This is a genomic window from Pseudomonas sp. 1121_17, from assembly GCF_052850745.1.
On the sequence record NZ_VXCX01000003.1, the window covers coordinates 512,001 to 535,765 of the forward strand.

Annotated in this window: 20 protein-coding genes; 15 read left to right on the plus strand and 5 right to left on the minus strand. The window is 62.2% G+C overall.

What is annotated here, in order from left to right; translation table 11 throughout:
* The first annotated feature begins 37 nt into the window (after positions 1–37).
* The 4 genes from FW789_RS09930 to FW789_RS09945 are packed head-to-tail and all read left to right on the plus strand — an operon-like array spanning position 38 to position 3,931.
* Positions 38–1,048, plus strand: coding sequence for an ABC transporter permease subunit (locus FW789_RS09930; protein WP_186697447.1), 1,011 nt, complete (start codon positions 38–40; stop codon positions 1,046–1,048).
* A 9-nt stretch (positions 1,049–1,057) separates the two neighbouring features.
* The gene (locus FW789_RS09935) at positions 1,058–1,984 is read left to right on the plus strand and encodes an ABC transporter permease subunit (protein WP_181108495.1); all 927 of its coding nucleotides are present in this window, start codon (positions 1,058–1,060) and stop codon (positions 1,982–1,984) included.
* Between the two features lie 10 nt (positions 1,985–1,994).
* Positions 1,995–2,963, plus strand: coding sequence for an ABC transporter ATP-binding protein (locus FW789_RS09940; RefSeq protein WP_207072434.1), 969 nt, complete (start codon positions 1,995–1,997; stop codon positions 2,961–2,963).
* Positions 2,963–3,931: a peptide ABC transporter ATP-binding protein gene (locus FW789_RS09945; RefSeq protein WP_101316745.1), complete on the plus strand. Its 969-nt coding sequence runs from the start codon at positions 2,963–2,965 to the stop codon at positions 3,929–3,931. Before FW789_RS09940 ends, FW789_RS09945 begins: the two co-directional genes overlap by 1 nt.
* A gap of 236 nt (positions 3,932–4,167) precedes the next feature.
* On the opposite strand, the gene FW789_RS09950 is transcribed toward FW789_RS09945, so the two are convergent.
* Positions 4,168–5,112: a hypothetical protein gene (locus tag FW789_RS09950; RefSeq protein ID WP_101316743.1), complete on the minus strand. Its 945-nt coding sequence runs from the start codon at positions 5,110–5,112 to the stop codon at positions 4,168–4,170.
* Positions 5,113–5,346: 234 nt separating this feature from the next.
* Between FW789_RS09950 and FW789_RS09955 the strand changes: the two genes are divergently transcribed.
* The 4 genes from FW789_RS09955 (at position 5,347) to FW789_RS09970 (ending at position 9,138) form a co-directional block, all read left to right on the plus strand.
* Complete coding sequence (locus FW789_RS09955; RefSeq protein WP_103436132.1) at positions 5,347–6,156, plus strand: AraC family transcriptional regulator; 810 nt, start codon at positions 5,347–5,349, stop codon at positions 6,154–6,156.
* 63 nt (positions 6,157–6,219) lie between these two features.
* Positions 6,220–7,626 (plus strand): NAD(P)/FAD-dependent oxidoreductase, encoded by a 1,407-nt coding sequence (locus FW789_RS09960; protein WP_103438703.1) that lies wholly within the window; start codon positions 6,220–6,222, stop codon positions 7,624–7,626.
* Positions 7,627–7,659: 33 nt separating this feature from the next.
* The gene (locus FW789_RS09965) at positions 7,660–8,001 is read left to right on the plus strand and encodes a cupin domain-containing protein (RefSeq protein ID WP_103436131.1); all 342 of its coding nucleotides are present in this window, start codon (positions 7,660–7,662) and stop codon (positions 7,999–8,001) included.
* A gap of 57 nt (positions 8,002–8,058) precedes the next feature.
* A complete protein-coding gene (locus FW789_RS09970; protein WP_186697445.1) occupies positions 8,059–9,138 on the plus strand; it encodes a polyamine ABC transporter substrate-binding protein in 1,080 nt (359 codons plus the stop codon).
* A gap of 38 nt (positions 9,139–9,176) precedes the next feature.
* Here FW789_RS09970 and FW789_RS09975 read toward each other — a convergent pair whose 3' ends face one another.
* The gene (locus tag FW789_RS09975) at positions 9,177–10,760 is read right to left on the minus strand and encodes a peptide chain release factor 3 (RefSeq protein WP_103436129.1); all 1,584 of its coding nucleotides are present in this window, start codon (positions 10,758–10,760) and stop codon (positions 9,177–9,179) included.
* A gap of 165 nt (positions 10,761–10,925) precedes the next feature.
* Complete coding sequence (locus tag FW789_RS09980; RefSeq protein ID WP_146047317.1) at positions 10,926–11,501, minus strand: hypothetical protein; 576 nt, start codon at positions 11,499–11,501, stop codon at positions 10,926–10,928.
* A gap of 396 nt (positions 11,502–11,897) precedes the next feature.
* Between FW789_RS09980 and FW789_RS09985 the strand changes: the two genes are divergently transcribed.
* From FW789_RS09985 to FW789_RS10005, 5 genes are all read left to right on the plus strand, one after another.
* Positions 11,898–12,584, plus strand: coding sequence for an ABC transporter permease (locus FW789_RS09985; RefSeq protein WP_189691561.1), 687 nt, complete (start codon positions 11,898–11,900; stop codon positions 12,582–12,584).
* 13 nt (positions 12,585–12,597) lie between these two features.
* Positions 12,598–13,524, plus strand: coding sequence for a glycine betaine ABC transporter substrate-binding protein (locus tag FW789_RS09990; RefSeq protein WP_207072430.1), 927 nt, complete (start codon positions 12,598–12,600; stop codon positions 13,522–13,524).
* Entirely contained in the window at positions 13,521–14,174 is a 654-nt protein-coding gene (locus FW789_RS09995; protein WP_101316729.1) for an ABC transporter permease, read from the plus strand. The genes FW789_RS09990 and FW789_RS09995 overlap by 4 nt, the downstream gene beginning before the upstream one ends.
* A complete protein-coding gene (locus tag FW789_RS10000) occupies positions 14,171–15,328 on the plus strand; it encodes an osmoprotectant ABC transporter ATP-binding protein OsmV (protein WP_101316727.1) in 1,158 nt (385 codons plus the stop codon). Before FW789_RS09995 ends, FW789_RS10000 begins: the two co-directional genes overlap by 4 nt.
* 573 nt (positions 15,329–15,901) lie before the next feature.
* Positions 15,902–17,065, plus strand: a complete 1,164-nt coding sequence (locus FW789_RS10005) for a type III PLP-dependent enzyme (RefSeq protein ID WP_101316725.1) — start codon at positions 15,902–15,904, stop codon at positions 17,063–17,065.
* Positions 17,066–17,117: 52 nt separating this feature from the next.
* On the opposite strand, the gene FW789_RS10010 is transcribed toward FW789_RS10005, so the two are convergent.
* The gene (locus tag FW789_RS10010) at positions 17,118–17,870 is read right to left on the minus strand and encodes a tetratricopeptide repeat protein (RefSeq protein WP_103436125.1); all 753 of its coding nucleotides are present in this window, start codon (positions 17,868–17,870) and stop codon (positions 17,118–17,120) included.
* A gap of 2 nt (positions 17,871–17,872) precedes the next feature.
* Positions 17,873–18,553 (minus strand): Fe2+-dependent dioxygenase, encoded by a 681-nt coding sequence (locus FW789_RS10015; protein WP_186697442.1) that lies wholly within the window; start codon positions 18,551–18,553, stop codon positions 17,873–17,875.
* A 219-nt stretch (positions 18,554–18,772) separates the two neighbouring features.
* On the opposite strand from FW789_RS10015, the gene FW789_RS10020 reads away from it, so the two are divergent.
* Together FW789_RS10020 and FW789_RS10025 are read left to right on the plus strand one after the other, a co-directional pair.
* Positions 18,773–21,067: a TonB-dependent receptor gene (locus tag FW789_RS10020; protein ID WP_446431391.1), complete on the plus strand. Its 2,295-nt coding sequence runs from the start codon at positions 18,773–18,775 to the stop codon at positions 21,065–21,067.
* A 103-nt stretch (positions 21,068–21,170) separates the two neighbouring features.
* Positions 21,171–23,726 carry a PepSY domain-containing protein gene (locus FW789_RS10025; protein WP_446431392.1) on the plus strand — a complete coding sequence of 852 codons (2,556 nt, stop codon included), beginning with the start codon at positions 21,171–21,173 and terminating at the stop codon, positions 23,724–23,726.
* The last annotated feature ends 39 nt before the right edge of the window (positions 23,727–23,765 follow it).

Sequence of the window (23,765 nt, forward strand, 5' to 3'; positions counted from 1 at the left end):
CGATGGCGGGCTGGCCGGCTGATGAGGTACACCAAGCATGTTGAGTTTTATTGCCCGACGTCTGGGCCTGCTGATTCCGACGTTCTTCGGTATCACCCTGCTGACCTTTGCCCTGATTCGCCTGATCCCCGGCGACCCGGTCGAAGTGATGATGGGCGAACGCCGGGTCGACCCTGAAATGCACGCCCAGGCCATGGAGCGCCTGGGCCTGAACAAGCCGCTGCCGGTGCAGTACCTGGACTACATCGGCCAGCTCGCCCAGGGCGACCTGGGTGAATCGCTGCGTTCTCGCGAAAGCGTCTGGAGCGAGTTCACCACGCTGTTCCCGGCAACCCTCGAACTGGCCCTGGCGGCGCTGTTCTTCGCCGGCGTCGTCGGTTTGCTCGCCGGGGTGATCGCCGCCCTCAAGCGCGGTTCGCTGTTCGATCACGGGGTGATGGGGCTTTCTCTGGCCGGCTACTCGATGCCGATCTTCTGGTGGGGCCTGATCCTGATCATGTTGTTCTCGGTGAGCCTTGGCTGGACGCCGGTATCCGGGCGCATCGACCCCTTGCTGGATATTGAGCCGCGGACCGGCTTCATGCTCATAGATAGCCTGCTCAGTGACGAAGAAGGCGCGTTCAAGGATGCGCTCATGCACCTGATTCTGCCGGCCATCGTGCTTGGCACTATTCCACTGGCGGTGATCGCCCGCATGACCCGCTCGTCGATGCTCGAAGTGCTGCGCGAGGACTACATCCGTACCGCCCGCGCCAAGGGCCTGTCGCCAGCGCGGGTGGTGTTCGTGCATGGCCTGCGCAATGCGCTGATCCCGGTGCTGACGGTGTTCGGCCTGCAGGTCGGCGCGTTGCTGGCAGGCGCGGTCCTGACCGAAACCATCTTTTCCTGGCCGGGCATCGGCAAATGGCTGATCGAAGCCATCGGCGCCCGTGACTATCCCGTGGTCCAGAACGGCATCCTGCTGATCGCCTGCCTGGTCATTCTGGTCAATTTCGTCGTGGACATTCTCTACGGCCTGGCCAATCCACGTATCCGTCACCAGCGCTGAGGCCCCGTCATGAGCAGTAATACACGCAACACCGTGACCGCGCCCAGCCCGGTCGATCAAAGCCTGCTGTACCCGTCACCGTACAAGGAATTCTGGCAAGCGTTCGCGCGCAACAAGGGCGCGGTCGCAGGCCTGGCATTCATGACCCTGGTGGTGTTTTGCGCGCTGTTCGCGCCATGGGTTGCACCGCACAGCCCGAGCGAGCAGTACCGCGACTTCCTGCTGACCCCGCCGGTGTGGCTCGAAGGCGGTACCTGGCAGTTCATCCTCGGCACCGACGAGCTTGGCCGTGACCTGCTGTCGCGGCTGATCCAGGGCGCGCGCCTGTCGCTGCTGATCGGCCTGTCGTCGGTGGTGATTTCGCTGATCCCGGGCGTGCTGTTCGGCCTTTTGGCCGGGTTCTTCCCGCGGATTCTCGGGCCGTCGATCATGCGCCTGATGGACGTGATGCTGGCCCTGCCTTCGCTGCTGCTGGCAGTGGCCATCGTCGCGATTCTCGGCCCTGGCCTGATCAATACCGTGATCGCCATCGCCATCGTTTCGCTGCCGGCCTACGTACGCCTGACCCGCGCCGCGGTGATGGGCGAACTCAACCGCGACTACGTCACCGCTGCCCGCCTGGCCGGCGCCAGCCTGCCGCGGCTGATGTTCGTCACCGTGCTGCCGAACTGCATGGCGCCGCTGATCGTGCAGGCGACCTTGAGTTTTTCCTCAGCCATCCTCGATGCCGCAGCACTGGGCTTTCTTGGCTTGGGTGTGCAACCGCCAACGCCTGAGTGGGGCACCATGCTGGCCTCGGCCCGCGACTACATCGAACGCGCCTGGTGGGTGGTGAGCCTGCCCGGTTTGACCATATTGCTCAGTGTGCTGGCAATCAACCTGATGGGCGACGGACTGCGCGATGCGCTGGACCCGAAACTCAAGAACGCCGCCTGAGGACCACGCCATGTCACTATTGCAGATCAACAACCTCAATGTGCGCTTCGGCGATGCCTCGGCAGTGCCGGTGGTGGATGGCCTGGACCTGGCGGTCGATGCCGGCGAGATCGTCGCCATCGTCGGCGAGTCCGGTTCGGGCAAGTCGGTGACCATGATGGCCCTGATGGGCTTGATCGACGCCCCCGGCTGGATCACCGCAGACACCATGAGCTTCGCCGGCACCGACATGCTCAAGCTCAGTGGCCGGCAGCGGCGCAAGATCGTCGGCAAGGATATCGCGATGATCTTTCAGGACCCGATGACCGCGCTCAATCCCAGCTACACGGTCGGCTTCCAGATCGAAGAAGTACTGCGCCAGCACCTTGGACTGAAAGGCAAAGCGGCCCGACAACGGGCCCTGGAGCTGCTCGAAAAAGTCGAGATTCCGGCTGCCGAAAGCCGCTTGCAGGCCTACCCGCACCAACTTTCCGGCGGCATGAGCCAGCGTGTGGCGATTGCCATGGCCATCGCCGGTGAGCCCAAGCTGCTGATTGCCGACGAGCCGACCACGGCGCTGGATGTGACCATTCAGGCGCAGATCATGGAGCTGCTGGTCAACCTGCAGCAGGAGCGCAACATGGCGCTGATCCTGATCACCCATGACCTCGCCGTGGTGGCCGAAACCGCCAAGCGGGTCTGCGTGATGTATGCCGGTCAGGCCGTTGAAGTTGGTCAGGTGCCTGAACTGTTCGACGTGCCCGCGCATCCCTACAGCGAAGCCTTGCTGGCGGCTATTCCCGAGCACAGCATCGGTGCCGAACGCTTGGCCACCCTGCCCGGCATCGTCCCCGGCCGCTATGACCGGCCGCAGGGCTGCCTGTTGTCGCCGCGCTGCCCGTATGTGCGCGACAACTGCCGCAGCCAGCGACCAGCGCTAGAGCCCAAGAGCCAGAGCCTGGCACGCTGCTTCTATCCACTGAACCAGGAGGTGGCGTGATGACTGCCGTACTCAGCGCACGTGACCTTACCCGCCATTACCAGGTGTCTCGCGGCCTGTTCAAGGGCCATGCCCTGGTGCGGGCACTCAATGGCGTGTCGTTCGAGCTCGAAGCGGGCCAAACCCTCGCGGTGGTCGGCGAGTCGGGTTGCGGCAAGTCGACCCTGGCCCGCGCCCTGACCTTGATCGAAGAACCCACTGCCGGCTCGCTGCAGATCGCCGGCACCGAAGTCACTGGCGCCAGCAAGGAGCAGCGCAAGCAACTGCGCCGTGATGTACAGATGGTGTTCCAGAGCCCGTATGCCTCGCTCAATCCGCGGCAGAAGATTGGCGACCAGTTGGCCGAGCCATTGCTGATCAACACCTCGCTGAGCAAGCAAGAGCGCCGCGAGAGGGTCCAGGCAATGATGCAGCAGGTGGGTTTGCGACCGGAGCATTACCAGCGTTATCCGCACATGTTCTCGGGTGGCCAGCGCCAGCGCATTGCCTTGGCCCGGGCGATGATGCTGCAGCCCAAGGTGCTGGTGGCGGATGAACCAACATCGGCGCTGGATGTGTCAATCCAGGCCCAGGTGCTGAACCTGTTCATGGACCTGCAGAAAGAATTCAACACCGCTTACGTGTTCATCTCGCACAACCTGGCGGTAGTGCGGCATGTAGCTGATCAGGTGTTGGTGATGTATCTGGGCAGGCCTGCGGAGATGGGGCCGAAGGCGGATATCTATGACAAGCCGCTGCACCCTTATACCCAGGCGTTGTTGTCAGCGACGCCGGCGATTCATCCAGACCCGTTGAAGCCGAAGATTCGCATTGTGGGGGAGCTGCCCAATCCGTTGAATCCGCCAGATGGCTGTGCCTTTCACAAGCGTTGCCCGTATGCCACGGAGCGGTGCAGCAAGGAAGTGCCAGCGTTTCGGCAGGTGGGCACGCGGCAGGTGGCGTGTCATTACGCGGAGCAGTTTCTTTAGATAGCTGGGGGCTGCTTCGCAGCCCATCGCGACACAAGGCCGCTCTACAGGGACCGCGCATATCCTGAGGATGGCGCGGTCGGTGTAGGAGCGGCCTAGTGTCGCGAAAGGGCCGCAAAGCGGCCCCGGTTTTATCAGTGCATGAAGATCGCGATCAAAATGATCACAGGGATCGGTACCCCAATCATCCAAAGCAGAATCGAGCGCATGGTAGTTCTCCTGGTCAGTTCAGTTGATTAGCGAATCGGCGCGCTGTTGGTGTGAACGGTACGGCGACCGACATAAGCCGCGTCGTCGACGTCGATCCAGCGAGCCTGATCACGCTGACGGCCACCAAACAGGGCAGCAAGGCAAGCGAAGAACGCGCCGCAAAGCAGGCCGATGAAGGTCCACAGAGCGGTCCAGGCAGCGACCTTGGCGGCGGTATCAGCGGCTTCTTGAGCAGCTACCTTGGCTTTCTGTGCATCCTGCTGCACTTCGGTATAGATCTGATCGACGCGAGCTTCGGCCTCGGCCTGAGTCAGGCGAGTACGCTGAGCGACCAATTGCGCCAGGTAGGTACGGTCATCAGCAGACAGAGCACCATCGTTGGCTACGGCACGGGCAACGATGCGACCGGCAACTGCCGTGGCAGCGTCGTCTGTTACAGGCGCTGGGCCTTCGCTGCGGAACAGGTTGTCGATGTAATAGCCCATTGGGTCAGCATCGGTCTTGCCAACTACTGCGGTCGCAGCGGTAGCGGCGCCGCCCACTGCAGCTGCACCGGCCTGCGCGCCAGCGCTGAGGACGTTGCCGAGCATGCTGACGATCAGCACTGCAGTTACCAGAGTCGCCACGGCCCAGGCCAGGAAGCCATGCGCGGTGTCGCGGAAGTACACTTCATCAGCATGCAGATTGGCCCACTTTACCCGCAGGCGACCGGCAATATAGCCACCGGCGCCCGAAGCAATAATCTGCGTCAGCAGCAGCCAGATGATGGTCGAGATACCCAGCGCCTTGGCACTGGCGCCCTCATGAGCCCATGGCGAAGTTGCAGCGAAGCCCAGGCCCGCGCCCAGGATCATCAGGATCAATGAAAGGGCCGCAGCAGCAGCGGCACCGGCGAAGATCGCCGCCCAGGATACGCCCGAATGGTTCGAGGCATCGGCGACAGTGGGTGATAGCTCGGCAGTGGTAATCATGTGGCAGCGCCTTTTGTAGTTAGCAACGGTTCCGTTTGCTTGCACTTGCACTGGTGCAGACACTGTGCCAATTGCGACAAAAAATTACATTTATATAAATCAAAGAGTTACAAAAAAACGTATAGGGAGGATCGTGCATAAAACCCGAATGACCATATACCGCTCAGGGTTTCTGCAATGGGGCCTCGGCAACGCGCACTTGCCCGGCGCTGAGCGGCCCGGCACCATCACCCCATGACATCGATTACCCTGCCCGACGGCCCCGCCCAGACGCCCGTTACAGCCGACACCGTGCTGCGCTATCACCTATGCTGGAAACACCGCGACCTCGATGGGGTGATGGCCCTCTATCACTCCGACGTCGAGTACCACGACTTCTTTCAGAACCGTGTAATGGGCCATGCCGAGCTGCGCGAATACGTACGCGTCTGCCTGCCCCGTGAAGCAGGCGAAGACATCATTCACAGTGACCGCATCAGGGTCGACGGCTGCACCGCCTTCATCCAGTACGAGGTCACGGTGCAGGGCGGCGATGGCCTGACTGCGTTTCACTCCAGTGAGGCGATCACCGTCAAGGACGGCTTGATCTGGCGGGTCAACGAATACGCCACACTGGTCCGTCAGGGCAGCAAGAGCATCAGCAACGGCGGCCTGCGCCCTGCCACCAGCCGGCTGGGCCTGTCACCGCGTCAGCTGAGCACCATGGCTCAGGATCTTGAGCATTACTTTCAGCGCCAGCGGCCCTACCTGGACCCTGAGCTGGACTTGCAACAAGTGGCCAAGGACAGCGGCTACAGCCGCAATCAGATTTCCTATCTGCTTAATCAGGTGCTCGGCCAGAGCTTCTATCGCTACGTCAACCAGGCGCGTCTGCAGCACCTGCTGGCCGGGCTCGACGGCAGCAGCGGCGGTGCCACCATGGATGCGCTGGCGTTCGGCGCCGGTTTCAACTCACTGTCGGCGTTCTACAAGGCGTTTCGCGAGCACACCGGGCTGTCGCCCAAGGCTTACGTAAAACAACTTTCGCTGCGTGCACGCACGTAAGACAGCCGCCGCCAGCGCAACCTAGGATCAGCCACAGACCTTACCGATGTGGAGCTGCACCTGATGCAACCCTGGCGCACGATCAGCCTTTGGATGGACCAGCTCGACGAGCCCCTCGACGCCCGCCCGGCCCTGGCCAAGGACCTCGATGTCGACGTGTGCATCATCGGCGCTGGCTACACCGGCCTGTGGACCGCTTATTACCTGAAACAGCAGGCGCCGCAGTTGAGCATTGCCATTGTCGAAGCCAACATCGCCGGCTTCGGTGCCTCCGGGCGCAACGGCGGCTGGCTGATGGGCAACCTGCTGGGCGAAGACCGCCTGCTCGCTACCCTGTCGCCGCAGCTGCGCCGCGCCAGTATCGACCTGCTGCATGGCATCCCTGACGAAGTGCACAACGTGCTGCAGCATGAGGGCATCGACTGCGACTACCGCAAAGGCGGCGTACTGTACTGCGCAGCGCGGTATCCGGAGCAGGAGCGCAGCCTGCGTGCCCACCTCGACGACCTCTACCGCCAGGGCATGAACGAAGACGACTACCGCTGGCTGCGTCCTGAACAACTGGATGCACAGCTGCGCGTTAGCAGCCCTTACGGGGCGATCTTCAGCCCGCACACCGCCACCATCCAGCCGGCCAAACTGGTGCGCGGCCTGGCCCGGGCGGTCGAGCGCATGGGCGTGACCATTTACGAGAACAGCCCTGCGCTTGATCTGCAGCCTGGCATGGTGCGCACGCCCCATGCCAACGTCCGCGCTCATTGGCTGGTGCCGGCCGTGGAGGGTTACGCAGCCAGCCTGCCGCCGCTAGGCAAGCACCAATTGCCGGTGCAGAGCCTGCTGGTCGCCACCGAGCCGTTGCCGGAGTCGACCTGGGAGCAGATCGGCCTGAACCAGGGGCAGGCCTTCAGCGAGAACAGCCGCCAGGTCACCTACGGCCAGCGCACCGCCGACAACCGCCTGGTGTTCGGTGCGCGTGGTGGCTATCGCTTTGGCGGCCGCCTGCGCGAAGACTTCAACCTCAAGGACCACGAGATCGAGCTGCGCCGCTATCTGTTAGGCGAGCTGTTCCCGCAGCTGAAAAACGCCCGTATTACCCATTCCTGGGGCGGCAACCTGGGCATGGCCAGGCGCTTCCGCCCGCACATGCTGTGTGATCGTCAGCGCGGCATCGCCCTCGCCGGCGGCTACGGCGGCGAAGGTGTAGGCGCGACCAACCTGGGCGGGCGCACCCTGGCGGCGCTGATTCTTGGCCAGCACAACCAGCTGACCGCACAGCCCTGGGTACACGACAACTGCCCGCTGACGAGCCTGGCGAGCTGGCCGCCCGAGCCCTGCCGCTGGCTGGGCTACAACGCGATCATCCGCAGCTTCGTCCATGAAGACCGCACCCTCGCCAACCCCGCCAGCGCCCCCTGGCGCCGGCGCCTGGCCAGCGGTGTGGCCGACTTCATGGAAGGCTTCATGCACTGACTTGCCCTTTTCTCAACACAGGATTCACTGGTCATGAGCATCACCCAGTTCAAACACACCGACAGCGCCGTACTCGAGGAATCCAACCCGGTCGCCGTGCCGCTCGGTGAGCCAGTCGCCGTGACGTCGGTGACCAGCGTCGAACGCAGCGATGGGGTCGAAACCGGTATCTGGGAGTGCACCCCAGGGCGCTGGCGCCGGCAGATCGTGCAGCAGGAGTTCTGCCACTTCATCAAGGGCCGCTGCACCTTCACCCCTGATGGAGGCGAACCGCTACTCATAGAAGCCGGAGACGCACTGATGCTACCGGCCAACAGCACCGGAATCTGGGACATCGAAGAAACCGTGCGCAAGACCTATGTATTGATTTTCTGATCGCTGATCGCCTCTGCCGTCCTTCGATAACAACACACAAAGCAAGGTACCCCGGACATGCGCACGCTTCTAATCGCTCCCCTGATGCTCGCCGCTTGTGTCAGCAACGCCGCCGAGTCGGTAAAGATCTACAACTGGTCGAGCTACATCGCCCCCGATACCCTGAAGAACTTCCAGCAGGCCAGCGGCATCGTCCCGACCTATGACGTGTTCGACAGCAACGAGACCCTCGACGGCAAGCTGATGACCGGCAACTCCGGCTATGACGTGGTGTTCCCGTCGAACCACTTCATGGCCCGGCAGATCCAGGGCAAGGCCCTGAAGAAGCTCGACAAGAGCCAACTGCCCAACTGGCAGAACCTCAATCCGGTGCTGCTCAAGGCGCTGGAGGTCAACGATCCGGGCAACCAGTATGGCTTCCCCTACCTGTGGGGCAGCACCGGCATCGGCTACAACATCGACAAGGTCAAGGCGGTGCTCGGCGACAACGCGCCGGTCGATTCCTGGGACCTGATCTTCAAGCCCGAGTACATGAGCAAGCTCAAGAGCTGCGGTGTGGCGGTGCTCGACAACGGCCCCGAGCTGCTGCCGATTGCCCTGCACTACCTCGGCCTGCCGCACCACAGCCAGGATCCGAAGGACTACGAGAAAGCCAAAGAACTGCTGATGAAGGTGCGCCCGTACATCAGCTACTTCCACTCATCCAAGTACACCGGCGACCTGGCCAATGGCGACGTGTGCGTGGTGGTCGGCTTCTCCGGCGATGTGCTGCAGGCGAAGAACCGCGCCGAAGAAGCCAAGAACGGCGTCAGGGTTGGCTATTCGATCCCCAAGGAAGGTGCGCCGATGTGGTTCGACATGGTCGCTATGCCAGCCGATGCGCCCGACGAGAAGCAGGCCTACGCCTACATGAACTACCTGTTGCAGCCTGAGGTGATGGCCAACATCAGTAACCATGTGCAGTACGCCAATGGCAATCTCAAGGCCGACACGCTGGTCGACCCTGCACTTAAAAGCAACACGATGATCTACCCGAGCGACGATGTGATGGGCAAGCTGTACGCACTGGAGGCGATGCCCGCCAAGATCGACCGCATTCGCACTCGCCTGTGGACCAGTATCAAAGCCGGTAACTGAACAGCATTGGGGCCGCAGATGCGGCCCCAATAATGAGATCAGTGATGTTCCCGCGTGGCGCGGAATTTCACGTCCGGCCAGCGCTCTTCCATCAGCGCCAGGTTGACCCGAGTCGGGGCGAGGTAGGTCAGGTGACCGCCGCCATCGACGGCAAGGTTCTCCACAGCCTTGGTCTCGAATTCCTCGAGCTTCTTCTTGTCATCGCAGCTGATCCAGCGCGCCGACCAGACCGTGATCGGCTCGTAGCCGCACTCGACCTTGTACTCTTCCTTCAAGCGGCTGGCGACCACGTCGAACTGCAGCACACCGACCGCACCGAGGATGATGTCGTTGCTGCGCAGCGGGAAGAACACCTGGGTCGCGCCTTCTTCGGCGAGCTGCTGCAGGCCCTGGCGCAGCTGCTTGGACTTGAGCGGGTCTTTCAGCCGCACGCGGCGGAACAATTCCGGGGCGAAGTGCGGGATGCCGGTGAAGCCTAGGCTTTCGCCTTCGCTGAAGGTGTCGCCGATCTGGATGGTGCCGTGGTTGTGCAGGCCGATGATGTCGCCGGCAAAGGCTTCTTCCAGTTGCTCACGCTCGGAGGAGAAGAAGGTCAGGGCGTCGCCGATGCGTACGTCCTTGCCGGTGCGCACGTGACGCATCTTCATGCCCTTTTCGTACTTGCCCGAACAGATGCGCATGAAGGCGATGCGGTCGCGGTGTTTCGGGTCCATGTTGGCCTGGATCTTGAACACGAAGCCGGTGAATTTCTCTTCGACCGGCTCGACGGTCCGCTCGTTGGCTACGCGCGCCAGCGGGCGTGGCGCCCAGTCGACCACAGCATCGAGCACATGGTCGACACCGAAGTTGCCCAGCGCGGTACCGAAGAACACCGGGGTCAGTTGGCCGTTGAGGAACTCTTCCTGGTTGAACTCGTGGCAGGCGCCTTGTACCAGCTCCAGTTGCTCAAGGAAGCGATCGTACTCGTCACCCAGGTGCGCGCGGGCTTCATCGGAGTCGAGTTTCTCGATGATCTTGACCTCGGTGCGCTCGTGACCATGGCCTGGGGTGTAGACGATGATGTAGTCGCCGGCCAGATGGTAAACGCCCTTGAAGTCGCGATAGCAACCGATCGGCCAGGTGATTGGCGCGGCCTTGATCTTGAGTACCGCTTCGATCTCGTCGAGCAGCTCGATAGGGTCGCGGATATCGCGGTCGAGTTTGTTGATGAAGCTGACGATTGGCGTGTCACGCAGACGGCAGACGTCCATCAGGGCGATGGTGCGTGGCTCGACGCCTTTACCACCGTCGAGCACCATCAGGGCCGAGTCGACTGCGGTCAGGGTGCGGTAGGTGTCTTCCGAGAAGTCTTCGTGGCCCGGGGTGTCGAGCAGGTTGATCATGTGTTCGCGGTAAGGGAACTGCATGACCGAGGTGGTGATGGAGATACCGCGTTGCTTCTCCATTTCCATCCAGTCGGAGGTGGCGTGGCGGTCGGACTTGCGCGACTTCACGGTACCGGCGACGGCAATGGCCTTGCCCATCAGCAAGAGTTTCTCGGTGATGGTGGTCTTACCGGCGTCGGGGTGGGAAATGATTGCGAAAGTGCGGCGCTTCGCGACTTCGGCGGCCTGGTTGGTCATGGGAAATCGCCTGAATGGGGATCGAAAAAGGGGCGATATTGTACCTGAACTTGGCGGCCAAGCCAAAAGGCCTGCTGACGAGAGCGAACCCGCCCAAAGCATGCCGATCTATCGCTACCTACTAAGCGAGGGCTGCGCCCTGTCAGCCAAAGCGCCGCGGAGCCTTTACTGATCGTCCATCAACTCCTCGCCGATATGCAGCACTTCAAGCCGTACATCCAGCACCTCACCTTTGCTGGTATTCACATAGGCAAACCAGTGATCGGCGACATGCTCGGGCTCCATGGCGCGCAGAGCAAGATTGGAGCGGGTCCAGATCTGCCCGTCGAGCTGCTGGCCTGCCTCGACAATCGAGGTCATGCTGGCCTGGTTACCGTCCTCTTGCCGAGTGATGAACTTCCACAACCTGGCATCTTCAGGCACCTGTGGGTACAAGCCTGGATAACCGTTGTGATTGAAGTCCAGGTGACGATTGCTGGATTGGAAGTCGCGGCCGGTGCGCCGGCTCCAGGACTGGATATCGTAGTACGGCCGTCCCCTGGACTCGTCAAACAGGCATCGGAACCAGAACAGATGCGGCTCGCGTAACGTCAAGGACGTGACGATCATCCAGTCATCCGCAGCGCGGGCAGCCTGCCCTTCGCGCTCTGCCAGTTTGGCGCAATCAAAATAGCCTTCACGCCCAGGCGTGACGCACTGGATGGTGGCGATAAATGACCGATCGTAGCTGTGATTCAACATGATAAAAGCCGCCTTATTGGTAATTTGCATGAGTGCACGACCGCTCGTCGGAGTTGGCCGCGCGCCTTGATTCAATAGGGCTACAGAGCAAAAGTGCATCTGGAAACAAGGGCTTGCGAAGAATAATTGGCTGGCCAAATGCCGCCTCAGATGGGAACCTTTGCGTCCCCGGAGACGTCCACCCCCCGCTGACCATTGCAGTTTGGGGCTGGTAATACCTGCATTTTCGAGCCCGACGGGGCTTGGCTCATGGCATGTCCGCGCAGCTTCGCTGAGCGCCACGCTGCTACTCGCGATCACTCTGCCCGCCGCCTGCACTGGCCGCGCTGCGCAGCACTGTTCGCCGACGACAAGAAAAGGAGTCCACCTGTGGCTAGACGCTACGGAAAAGGGCTGATGGGATGGGCCACCGCGCTTGTCATCCTGGCCCTGCTGATCCACTGGATCGGCCTCGACACGATCGCGCGTTATCGCGACGATCTGTGGTTTTACCTGCAAGCGCACCTTGTGCTGGTGCTGGCTTCGATGGCGGCGGCGTTGGCCGTGGGCATCCCCGCCGGGATTGCCTTGAGTCGACCGCACCGGGTCGACAAAGCCGAGCGCTTCATGCAGTTCTTCAACGTAGGCAACACCATCCCTCCCCTGGCCGTACTGGCCATCGCCCTGAGTGTTCTGGGCATCGGCGCAGGCCCGGCGATCTTCGCGCTGTTTCTCGCCTCCCTGCTGCCGATCGTGCGCAACACCTACGAAGGCCTGAAAAACGTCCCCGCCTCACTCAAGGAAGCCGCTACCGGCATCGGCATGACTCCGCGCCAGCAACTCTGGCAAGTCGAACTGCCCAACGCCGTGCCGATCATTGTCGGCGGCGTGCGGGTTGCTCTGGCGCTGAATGTCGGCACCGCGCCGCTGGCGTTTCTGATCGGCGCCAACAGCCTTGGCAGCCTGATCTTCCCTGCCATTGCCTTGAACAATCAGCCACAGCTACTGCTCGGCGCGGCCTGCACGGCGGCGTTGGCGTTGTTGCTGGATGTGCTGGTGAGTTTCTCCAGCAAGCGCTGGCTGGAACGCGGCCTGGCTCAATAAGTAGAGGGAACCCATGAGAAAAACCATCGCCTTGTTGCTTGGCGCGGGCCTGCTGTTGGCAGGATTTGCCCAAGCGGCGGAAAAACCGCTGATTCGCATCGGTGCCCGGGTGTTCACCGAGCAGACGGTACTCGCCGAAATCACCGCGCAATACCTGCGCGCCAATGGCTTTGCCGTGCGCGTGACCGGCGGCCTGGGCAGCAGCCTGGCGCGCCAGGCGCAAGAGACCGGCCAGCTCGATTTGATGTGGGAATACACCGGTGTGTCGCTGGTCTCGTACAACCATATCGAAGAGCGTATGCCCAGTGCCGAAGCGACCTACGCCAAGGTCAAACAGCTGGACGCGAAAAAGGACCTGATCTGGCTGACCCCGTCGCGGTTCAGCAACACCTACGCCTTGGCCCTGCCCAGCAAGGTCGCCGAAGAGTATCCGCAGGTGCGCAACATCAGCCAGCTCAATCAGGTGCTGCGTGATGAGCACAAGCGCAAGCATCTGGTCGCGCTGGACACCGAGTTCGCCAATCGCCCGGATGGCCTGGTGGGCCTGAAAGAGCTGTACGACCTGCAGGTCGGCCGCGCCAACATCCGCCAGATGGACGCCGGCCTGGTCTATACCGCGCTGCGCAACGATCAGGTGTTTGCCGGCCTGGTGTACACCACAGATGGTCGCCTCAACGCGTTCAATCTGACCTTGCTGGAAGACGACAAGCACTATTTCCCCGATTACACCGCTGCGCCGGTGGTACGTAAAGCGGTGCTCGACGCCAACCCGCAATTGGCCACCCTGCTCAAGCCGCTGGCCGAGCAACTGGACGACGAGACCATGCGCCAGCTCAATGCCAAGGTCGACGTCGAACACCAGAGCCCGTCGGTGGTTGCCGCTGCATTCCTGCGTGAGCATCCGCTGCCCGGCACTGCCGACAAAGAGGTACAGCCATGAGCCTGTTCGATACCTTTGCCCACCTCGACTGGGCGCTGGTGCTGCAGCTGACCTGGCAGCACATCACCCTGGTCGGCATCGCGGTCAGCCTGGCGATTGTCTTCGGCGTGCCGCTGGGCATTCTGATGACACGCTTCCCGGTCCTGGCCGGCCCGCTGCAGGCCAGCGCCACGGTGCTGCTGACCATTCCCTCGATTGCCTTGTTCGGCCTGCTGCTGCCGTTCTACTCCAAGTTCGGCCAGGGCCTGGGCCCATTGCCGGCGATCACGGCGGTGTTCCTTTATTCACTGCTGCCGATCCTGCGCAACACCTACCTGGCCTTGACCAACGTCGAACCGGGCATCCGTGAAGCCGCCCGCGGTATCGGCATGACCTTCGGCCAGCGCCTGCGCATGGTCGAGCTGCCGATCGCCGTGCCGGTGATCCTCGCCGGGGTGCGCACCGCCGTGGTGATGAACATCGGCGTAATGACCATCGCCGCGACCATCGGCGCCGGTGGCCTGGGTGTACTTATTCTGACTTCCATCAGCCGCAGCGACATGTCGATGCTGCTGGTCGGCGCGGTGCTGGTGAGCCTGCTGGCGATTGTCGCCGACCTGCTCCTGCAAGCCCTGCAACGTGCCCTGACTCCACGAGGACTGCGCTCATGATCGAATTGAAGAACCTCAGCAAGACCTTCCATGCCAACGGCAAGGACGTCAAAGCCGTCGACTCGGTCAACCTGACCGTCAACGAAGGCGAAATCTGCGTGTTCCTCGGCCCGTCGGGCTGCGGCAAGAGCACCACCTTGAAGATGATCAACCGCCTGATCACACCGACCTCAGGCCAGGTGTTCATCAACGGCGAGGACACCACCGGGCTGGACGAAGTCAGCCTGCGCCGCAGTATCGGCTATGTGATTCAGCAGATCGGTCTGTTCCCCAACATGACCATCGAAGAGAACATCACCGTAGTGCCGCGCCTGCTCGGCTGGGACAAGCAGCGCTGCCACGACCGCGCGCGCGAACTGATGAGCATGATCAAGCTTGAACCCAAGCAGTACTTGCAGCGTTACCCCCGCGAGTTGTCCGGTGGCCAGCAACAGCGCATCGGCGTGATCCGCGCACTGGCCGCCGATGCGCCGGTGCTGCTGATGGATGAACCGTTCGGCGCGGTTGACCCGATCAACCGCGAGATGATCCAGAACGAGTTCTTCGAGATGCAGCGGGCGCTGAACAAGACCGTGATCATGGTCAGCCACGACATCGACGAAGCGATCAAGCTGGGTGACAAGATCGCTATCTTCCGCGCGGGCAAGCTGCTCCAGCTGGATCATCCGGATACCCTGCTGGCGCACCCGGTGGACGACTTCGTCAGCAACTTCGTCGGCCAGGACAGCACCCTCAAGCGGCTGCTGCTGGTGCGCGCCGAGGACGCCGCCGACAACGCGCCGTCGGTCAGCCCGGAAACACCAGTGGCCGATGCGCTGGAGCTGCTCGACGAGCACGACCGCCGCTACGTGGTGGTGACCGACGCGGCGAACAAGGCGCTGGGCTATGTGCGCCGCCGCGACATGCATCGGCAACAGGGCACGTGTGCTGACTTCCTGCGTCAGTTCAACGCCACCGCTTCGCACGATGAGCACCTGCGCATCCTGTTGTCGCGGATGTACGAGTTCAACCGGGCGTGGTTGCCGGTGCTGGACGCCGAGCAGGTGTTCCTTGGCGAGGTTACCCAGGAGTCGATTGCCGCCTACCTGAGTTCGGGGCGCTCTCGCGGTGCCAAGACCAGCATCGTCTCCCCGGCCGAGACGGTGGCCTCCTGAATCAACGGGGGCGTCTGTGAGCGGGCGCCCCCGCTGTAGTAACAAAAAATTTATGCTTTTTTTGGCCACTCGCAGGCGCTGACTGTGTGGCCATAAATGTGAACACTCCCTGCCTCGACGGGTGACCCAGCGAACCACTGACCAACGGTTTACAGAGCTTACTTGTGGGTTCTTGCAGTGAAATATCACCGACCTGCAATGAACACAGCTTTTCAGGGGTTCGCCGCCAGATCCCTGCCTGTTCCACAATTATTTACGTTTGAGCCTGCTCAGGAACATCTGTCGGTAATACGAGTCGGTTATTCCAGTAACTGCTCGTCGATCCGCGACGAACAGGTGGGGATTGCCTGTTGATCTTGCCTGGTTCACGCCCTAAAGTGCGCGCCGAACGTCCATGCTGGAAACGATCCATCCGGCTCAAGTACTGACGACGAGACAGCAGGCGCAACCATACGGTTGGCCTTTTTGCTTTCGGCGACATGCCTTGGGAAGTAGGCGAACCAAAGTGGGGATACGGAGGGCGTTCAGTTTGCAGCCACTTTCTTTTTCAGTTTGCCCATGGAGTCCTTGAGCATGTCGATCCAAGTCGAAGATTATTTCGCACGTGACACCTTCCAGAAGATGAAGGCGTTCGCCGACAAGCAGGAAACCCCGTTTGTGGTCATCGATACGCAGATGATCAGCAAGGCCTATGACGACCTGCGCGCCGGTTTCGAGTTCGCCAAGGTCTACTACGCAGTCAAGGCCAACCCAGCGGTCGAGATCATCGACCTGCTCAAGGACAAAGGCTCGAACTTCGACATCGCCTCGATCTACGAGCTGGACAAGGTCATGAACCAGGGCGTCAGCCCGGACCGCATCAGCTACGGCAACACCATCAAGAAGTCCAAGGACATCCGCTACTTCTTCGACAAGGGCGTGCGCCTGTACGCGACCGACTCCGAGGCCGACCTGCGCAACATCGCCAAGGCTGCGCCGGGTTCCAAGGTCTACGTGCGCATTCTCACCGAAGGCTCGACCACTGCCGACTGGCCGCTGTCGCGCAAGTTCGGCTGCCAGACCGACATGGCCATGGACCTGCTGATCCTTGCCCGTGACCTGGGCCTGGTACCTTACGGCATCTCCTTCCACGTCGGTTCGCAGCAGCGCGATATCAGCGTCTGGGACGCGGCCATCGCCAAGGTCAAAGTGATCTTCGAGCGCCTGAAGGAAGAAGACGGCATCGTTCTCAAGCTGATCAACATGGGTGGCGGCTTCCCGGCCAACTACATCACCCGGACCAACAGCCTGGAGACCTACGCTGAAGAAATCATCCGCTTCCTCAAGGAAGATTTCGGCGACGACCTGCCGGAAATCATCCTCGAGCCGGGCCGTTCGCTGATTGCCAACGCCGGTATTCTGGTCAGCGAAGTGGTGTTGGTTGCACGCAAGTCGCGTACCGCGGTCGAGCGCTGGGTGTACACCGACGTGGGCAAGTTCTCCGGCCTGATCGAAACCATGGACGAGTCGATCAAGTTCCCGATCTGGACCGAGAAGAAAGGCGAGATGGAAGAAGTGGTGATCGCAGGCCCTACCTGTGACAGCGCCGACATCATGTACGAGCACTACAAGTACGGCCTGCCGCTGAACCTGGCCATCGGTGACCGCCTGTACTGGCTGTCGACCGGCGCCTACACCACCAGCTACAGCGCAGTGGAGTTCAATGGTTTCCCGCCGTTGAAAGCTTACTACCTGTAAATCATAAACGGGGCCGCAAGGCCCCGTTTATGTATGTAAACGCAGCGCTTCGCTAGCCCCGCTCACGCTGGCGCAGCTCCTGCGCAAACTCTGCCGCCTCCTCAGCCAGCAACCGTCCAGCACCTTGCAGGGTCAGCACTGCACTGCGCAGGAAGTTGACGTTGCCTTGCACCCGCGCATGCGCCAGCCAAGGCCGCGCCTCGCCCAACTGGCCACGCTCGATCAGCACCATGGCCAGGCTGAACATGCCGCGAAAATCACCACCCTCGGCCGAGCGCCGATACCAGCGAAACGCCCGCGCCGGGCTGGCAGGGCCGGCGATGCCTTGTTCCAGGTAACGCCCATAGAGGTTCATCGATTTGGCGTGGCCCAGATGTGCAGCCTTCTCGTAGCAGGCCAGCGCCAGCTTCTGGTCAAGCTCGACACCGCGCCCGGTGGCCAACAGGTTGCCCAGGTTGTACCAGCCCCAATCCAGTCCCTGCGCGGCTGCGCGCTGGTACTGCACTGCTGCGCCAGGCAGGTCGGCCGGCCCGCCCCAGGCGTGCTCCAAGCAGCGCCCAAGCATGTTGTGCGCCATGCCGCTGCCGGCGCGGGTGGCAATGCTGAACCATCGCCGCGCCAGCTGCGGATCACGCTCGATGCCGCGGCCATCGAGCAGGATCTGGCCCAGCAACAACTGCGCCTCACTGACGCCCTGCCCGGCCGCTGCCAGGATCGCTTGGGCGGCCTTACCGGGGCTGGCTTCGAGCATGGCTCGCAGCGCTGTGACATCCACGATCTCATCGCGGCGTAACGGATAGGACATGTTCAGACCTCTGCCCAGCGCCGCAGCAAGTTGTGATAGGTGCCAGTCAGTTGCAGCAGTGAAGGGTGATCGGGCAGGTCAGCACTGAGCTGCTGAATGGCATTGTCCATCTCGAACAGCAGCGCCCGCTGGCTGTCTTCACGGACCAGGCTCTGAGTCCAGAAGAACGCCGCGTAGCGCTCACCGCGAGTGACCGGGTTGACCTTGTGCAGACTGGTGCCGGGGTACAGCACCATGTGGCCTGCGGCCAGCTTGATCTGCTGCGGGCCATAGGTGTCCTGAATCACCAGTTCGCCGCCGTCATAGCTGTCCGGATCGCTGAGAAACAGCGTCGCTGACAGGTCGGTGCGCACTCGCTCGGCGCTACCCTTGGGCTGGCGCAGGGCATTGTCGATGTGGAAGCCGAAATTGCCACCCTCGCGATAACAGTTGATCAACGGCGGGAACACCTTGTGTGGCAGGGCCGCTGACATGAACTGCGGGGTCTGCCAAAGACGCTCGATGAGGGCGCTGCCGATTTCCTTGGCCAATGGATGCGCCTCTGGTAGCTGCAGGTTGTGTTTGGCCTTGGCCGATTGGTGGCCTGCGGTGACCTTGCCATCGGCCCAATCTGCCTGCGCCAGCGCTTCACGGATCCGCAAGAGTTCATCGGCGGCGAACAGGCTAGGGATGTGCAGCAGCATGGAAATGGACCGGGTCGGGACTAGGGCGCCAATGATATTGATTCCCTTTTACTCACGGCAAGCCCTTTCACCAGGCCCTAACGAATGAGACCGGAGAAAATGCAGGGTTAAATTGTAAAGAATGTAAATTTGTACCGAATGGTAATATTTCTCAATTGTGACTTACAATTGCTTACATTACTCTTCGCGGCCTTCACACCTTGGGGAAGGTCATAAAAAATGCGCCACGTGCCGTCTGCTGTAAGTTCACCACGCCTGCTCGCCTCAGCCATTGGCGTTGCCATCAGTGCTTCGTCTGCCTATGCCGCAGAGCCCGCAGCCATCACGCTCGACGCGACCAGCGTCAACGGCAAGGCAGAACAGGCCGCAACCGAGTACAAGGTCGACAAAGCCTCGTCGCCCAAGTACACCGCGCCGCTGGTGGACACCCCGCGCTCGGTAACCGTGATCCCGCAGCAGGTGATCAAGGAAACCAACGCGCTGAGCTTGCAAGACGCCCTGCGCACCGTCCCAGGGATTACCTTCGGTGCCGGCGAAGGCGGCAACCCCCAAGGCGACCGGCCGTTCATCCGCGGCTTCGATGCCCAGGGTGATACCTACCTGGACGGCGTGCGCGACACTGGCGCGCAAACCCGGGAAATCTTCGCTGTTGAATCGGTGGAAGTGGCCAAAGGGCCGAACACGGCTGTTGGCGGGCGTGGCGCCGCCGGCGGCACCATCAACCTGGTGAGCAAGCGCGCGCACCTGGGCAACTCGCTGGACGGTGCCTGGACCTGGGGCAGTGACCAGACCCAGCGCTACACCCTGGATGGCAACTACCAATTCAGCGACAGTGTCGCCGGGCGGCTCAACCTGATGACTCACGAGAGCAACGTCGCCGGACGCGACAAGGTCAATTACGACCGCTGGGGGATTGCCCCGTCGCTGGCGTTCGGCCTGGGCACGCCAACCCGGGTCAACCTTGACTACTACCACCTGGAAAGCGACGACCTGCCGGACTCGGGGATCCCCTATTCGATCCCGACCGCGGGCAGCAGCGCGCGCACCTCGGCCCACCCGAGCAAACCGGATGACGGTGGCGACAGCGACAACTTCTACGGCCTGACCGGGCGTGATTTTCGCAAGAGCCGGGTCGACATCGCCACCTTCGCGATCGAGCATGACCTGACCGACGCGCTGACCATCAAGAACACCCTGCGTCATGGCAACAGCATGCAGGACTACATCCTCACGCAGCCCGACGACAGCAAGGGCAACGTCAACAACGGCAGCGTCTGGCGCCGCGCCAACACCCGAGTTGGCAACACCGCTACCACAACCAACCAAACCGATCTGTTTGGCGAGTTCTACCTGGGCGGCATGAAGAACAGCTTCTCCACCGGCATTGAGCTGAGCCGGGAAGAAAGCCAGCGTTCGTCTTACAACGTCAATACCAACACCGGCGGCGCAACAGCATCTACCTGCACCCCGGGCCTGATCGGCCCTAACAGCGGCTACAACTGCACCTCCCTGAGCAATCCCAACCCGGACGATCCGTGGAACGGCGCCATCGCGCGCAACTATGCTGGCACTGACACCAAGAGCAACACCCGCGCGCTGTATGTGTTCGACACGCTTGAGCTGACGCCACAGTGGCTGCTCAACATGGGCCTGCGCTATGACCACTTCGACACCCAGTACCGCGGCTATACCGCCTCTGGCGCTACCGCCGTCAACAGCAAGGGCGTTGCATCCAAGGGCAGTGACACCAGCGAGTTCATCACTGGCCAACTGGGCCTGGTGTGGAAGCCCGCCGAGAACGGCAGCATCTACGTTTCCTACGCCACCTCGGCAACCCCACCCGGCGCGCAGTTGGGCGAAGGCTCCGAAGGCAACCCGCTGGGCAACACCACCGACCGCGCCGGCAACCTGTTGGCCAGCGACATGGAGCCGGAAGAAACCACCAACTACGAACTCGGTACCAAGTGGGATCTGCTCGACGAGCGCCTGTCGCTGACCGCCGCTGTATTCCGCACCGAGAAGGAAAACGCCCGCGTTCAGGTCAACACCACCACCTACGAAAACATCGGCGAGACCCGCGTGCAGGGCGTCGAACTATCGGCCAGTGGCAAGCTCACCGACAAATGGCAGGTGTTCGCCGGTTACACCTACATGCAGGCCCGCCAGATCGACGGCGGTGCGCTGGGTGCGGTCAACGACGGCAATCAATTGCCGAACACGCCGAACAACAGTGCCAGCCTGTGGACCACCTATGCCCTTACGCCAAAGCTGACGGTGGGTGGCGGCGCCTTCTACATGGATGAGGTATACGGCAACATCGCCAACACCACCATGGTCGACAGTTATGTGCGCTATGACGCGATGGCTGCGTACAAGCTGAGCAAGAACGTCGATCTGCAGTTGAACGTACAAAACCTCACCAACGAGGTGTACTACGACAAGGCGTTTTCTACTCACTTCGCCAACCAGGCAGCCGGACGCACAGCGTTGCTGACCACCAGCTTCCATTTCTGACGCAGCAATCGCCAAGCCCCGCTCACGCCAGTGAGCGGGGCTTTCGCGTAGCAAGGCATAATGCCCGCCGGTTGAGTTTGCGCGGCAAGACAAGGTGATCGACGTGCTGAAAAAGTCGCTGTTTCAATTGCACTGGTTGTTTGGCATCACGGCCGGGCTGGTCTTGGCATTGATGGGTACCACCGGGGCGATCTGGTCGTTTCAGGAAGAACTGCTGCGCCTGTTCAATGCCGATGTGCTCAAGGTGCAGGTGCGCGCCGAAGGCGTGCTGCCACCGGCAGAGCTGGTGCGGCGGGTCGAAGCGGCGCACGGCGACAAGGTCGCGATGCTGCGGGTCGACACCCGCGAGGGCAATGCCGCACGGATCTTCTTCACCGCACCACCCGGTCAGCGCCGCGGTGAGATGCGCTATGCCGACCCTTACACCGGCGAGATCAAGGGCGAGGTCGCCGGCCAAGGCTTCTTCGACCTGATGCTCAGCCTGCACCGGTTTCTCGCCATGGGCGAAAGCGGCCGGCAGATCACCGGTGCCTGCACCCTGATGCTGATCTTCTTCTGCCTGTCAGGCCTGTATCTACGCTGGCCCCGCAAAGCGCTGAACTGGCGCACCTGGCTGACCCTGGACTGGGCGAAGAAGGGCCGTGCGTTCAATTGGGACCTGCACGCCGTGTTCGGCACCTGGTGCCTGCTGTTCTATCTGCTGTTTGCCTTGACCGGTCTGTCATGGTCGTACGAATGGTACAGCCGAGGGCTGAACAAGCTGCTCGGCGACGCCCCGGCTGCGGGCCAGCAGCACGAGCGTGGCGAAGGCGGTGGCCGCCGTAACCCGCAGTCGGTCAACCAAAAGGCCCCGCCGCTGCGGGTCGACTACGACGCCATCTGGAGCAACCTGCAGGCTGCGGCCGGACCCGGCCTGGCTGGCTACAACCTGCGCCTGCCGCCGGTTGGCGGGCAGCCGGCGACGCTGTTCTATCTGCTGGACGATGCCGATCACGAACGCGCCTTTGACACCGTCACCCTCGACCCGGCTACCGGCACGTTCACGCGCATCGAGCGTTATGCAGACAAGTCGCTCAGTGCTCAGCTGCTGCAAAGCATCTATGCCCTGCACGTGGGTAGCTATTTCGGCTTGCCCGGGCGGATCATCGTTACCATCGCCAGCCTGTGCATGCCGCTGTTCTTCATCACCGGCTGGCTGCTGTACCTCGACCGCCGGCGCAAGAAACGCCAGATCCGCGCGGCCCGTGGCAGTGTCGACAGCACCACGTCGGCAGGTGACAGCTGGTTGATTGGTTTTGCCAGCCAGAGCGGCCTTGCCGAGCAATTGGCCTGGCAGAGCGCCGGCCAGCTCCAGGCGGCAGGCCTGTCGGTGCAAGTACGCACCTTGGCCGAGCTGGGTGAAGATGACCTGCGCCAGGCACGCCGGGCGCTGTTTGTAGTCAGCACCTTTGGCGACGGCGAGGCACCCGACAGCGCCCGTGGTTTCGAGCGCAAGATACTCGGCCAGGCATGGCCGCTGGAGCATCTGGACTATGCCCTGCTCGCCTTGGGTGACCGCCAGTATCAGCATTTCTGTGGCTTTGCCCGGCGCTTGCAGGCATGGCTTGCCGAGCGCGGCGCCAGCACTGCATTCAGCCCGATCGAAGTTGACAACGCCGACCCAGCCGCGCTCCAGCACTGGCAGCAGCAACTCGCGCAGTTGACCGGCGCCAGCGTCGTCAGCGCCTGGCAACCGGCCGCTTTCAGCAACTGGACCCTGACCGCGCGTACGCTGCTCAACCCCGGCAGCCAAGGCCAGCCGGTGTACCTGCTTGACCTGCAATCCGAACAGGCTGTGCGCTGGGACGCGGGTGATCTGGTGGAGGTACTGCCGCGCAACGCCCCCGCCCAGGTTCAAGCGTTTATCCAAGGCCTGGGCCTGAGTCTGGATACCCCAGTGCAACTTGAAGGTTCGCGCGAAACCCTGGGACAGGCACTGGGCAGTCGGCAACTGCCGGTCAGCCGTGAGCATCTGGTCGGCCTGCACGCGCAGGCGGTTATCGATGCGCTGGTGCCGATCGGCACGCGTGAATACTCGATCGCATCGATTGCCAGCGATGGCGTGCTGCAGCTGATCGTCCGCCAGCATCGGCACACTGACGGCAGCCTTGGCCTGGGCTCAGGCTGGCTTACTGAGGTGCTGCCTCTGCAAGGCTCGCCGAGCCTGCGCCTGCGCCGCAACAGCAGCTTCCACCTGCCAGTGGCCCCAGCACCGATGCTGCTGATCGGCAACGGCACCGGGCTGGCCGGGCTGCGCAGCTTGCTCAAGGCACGCATCAGCGAAGGTGAACAGCGCAACTGGCTACTGTTCGGTGAGCGCAATCGCGCCAGCGATCTGCTCTGCGCCGATGAACTGCAAGGCTGGCTGGCGCGCGGTGAGCTGCGCAAGCTGGACCTGGCGTTCTCGCGTGATCAGGCTGAAAAAGTCTATGTCCAGGACTTGCTGCTGGCGCAGGCCGACGAGGTGCGCCGCTGGGTCGCCGACGGCGCCTGCATCTATGTTTGCGGCAGCCTGCAGGGCATGGCCGCGGCAGTCGACGCGGCGCTCAGGGGCATCCTCGGCGAGGCCATGCTGCAACAGCTGGTCGAAGACGGTCGCTACCGACGCGACGTGTACTGAGTCGGTCGAACGGCCGGGGCACTATGCCCCGGCCGGCAA

Coding starts and splice junctions, on each gene's coding strand:
- FW789_RS09930 (WP_186697447.1), top strand. CDS start 38: ATGTTGAGTTTTATTGCCCGACGTCTGGGCCTGCTGATTCCGACGTTC.
- FW789_RS09935 (WP_181108495.1), top strand. CDS start 1,058: ATGAGCAGTAATACACGCAACACCGTGACCGCGCCCAGCCCGGTCGAT.
- FW789_RS09940 (WP_207072434.1), top strand. CDS start 1,995: ATGTCACTATTGCAGATCAACAACCTCAATGTGCGCTTCGGCGATGCC.
- FW789_RS09945 (WP_101316745.1), top strand. CDS start 2,963: ATGACTGCCGTACTCAGCGCACGTGACCTTACCCGCCATTACCAGGTG.
- FW789_RS09950 (WP_101316743.1), bottom strand. CDS start 5,112: ATGATTACCACTGCCGAGCTATCACCCACTGTCGCCGATGCCTCGAAC.
- FW789_RS09955 (WP_103436132.1), top strand. CDS start 5,347: ATGACATCGATTACCCTGCCCGACGGCCCCGCCCAGACGCCCGTTACA.
- FW789_RS09960 (WP_103438703.1), top strand. CDS start 6,220: ATGCAACCCTGGCGCACGATCAGCCTTTGGATGGACCAGCTCGACGAG.
- FW789_RS09965 (WP_103436131.1), top strand. CDS start 7,660: ATGAGCATCACCCAGTTCAAACACACCGACAGCGCCGTACTCGAGGAA.
- FW789_RS09970 (WP_186697445.1), top strand. CDS start 8,059: ATGCGCACGCTTCTAATCGCTCCCCTGATGCTCGCCGCTTGTGTCAGC.
- FW789_RS09975 (WP_103436129.1), bottom strand. CDS start 10,760: ATGACCAACCAGGCCGCCGAAGTCGCGAAGCGCCGCACTTTCGCAATC.
- FW789_RS09980 (WP_146047317.1), bottom strand. CDS start 11,501: ATGTTGAATCACAGCTACGATCGGTCATTTATCGCCACCATCCAGTGC.
- FW789_RS09985 (WP_189691561.1), top strand. CDS start 11,898: ATGGGATGGGCCACCGCGCTTGTCATCCTGGCCCTGCTGATCCACTGG.
- FW789_RS09990 (WP_207072430.1), top strand. CDS start 12,598: ATGAGAAAAACCATCGCCTTGTTGCTTGGCGCGGGCCTGCTGTTGGCA.
- FW789_RS09995 (WP_101316729.1), top strand. CDS start 13,521: ATGAGCCTGTTCGATACCTTTGCCCACCTCGACTGGGCGCTGGTGCTG.
- FW789_RS10000 (WP_101316727.1), top strand. CDS start 14,171: ATGATCGAATTGAAGAACCTCAGCAAGACCTTCCATGCCAACGGCAAG.
- FW789_RS10005 (WP_101316725.1), top strand. CDS start 15,902: ATGTCGATCCAAGTCGAAGATTATTTCGCACGTGACACCTTCCAGAAG.
- FW789_RS10010 (WP_103436125.1), bottom strand. CDS start 17,870: ATGTCCTATCCGTTACGCCGCGATGAGATCGTGGATGTCACAGCGCTG.
- FW789_RS10015 (WP_186697442.1), bottom strand. CDS start 18,553: ATGCTGCTGCACATCCCTAGCCTGTTCGCCGCCGATGAACTCTTGCGG.
- FW789_RS10020 (WP_446431391.1), top strand. CDS start 18,773: ATGCGCCACGTGCCGTCTGCTGTAAGTTCACCACGCCTGCTCGCCTCA.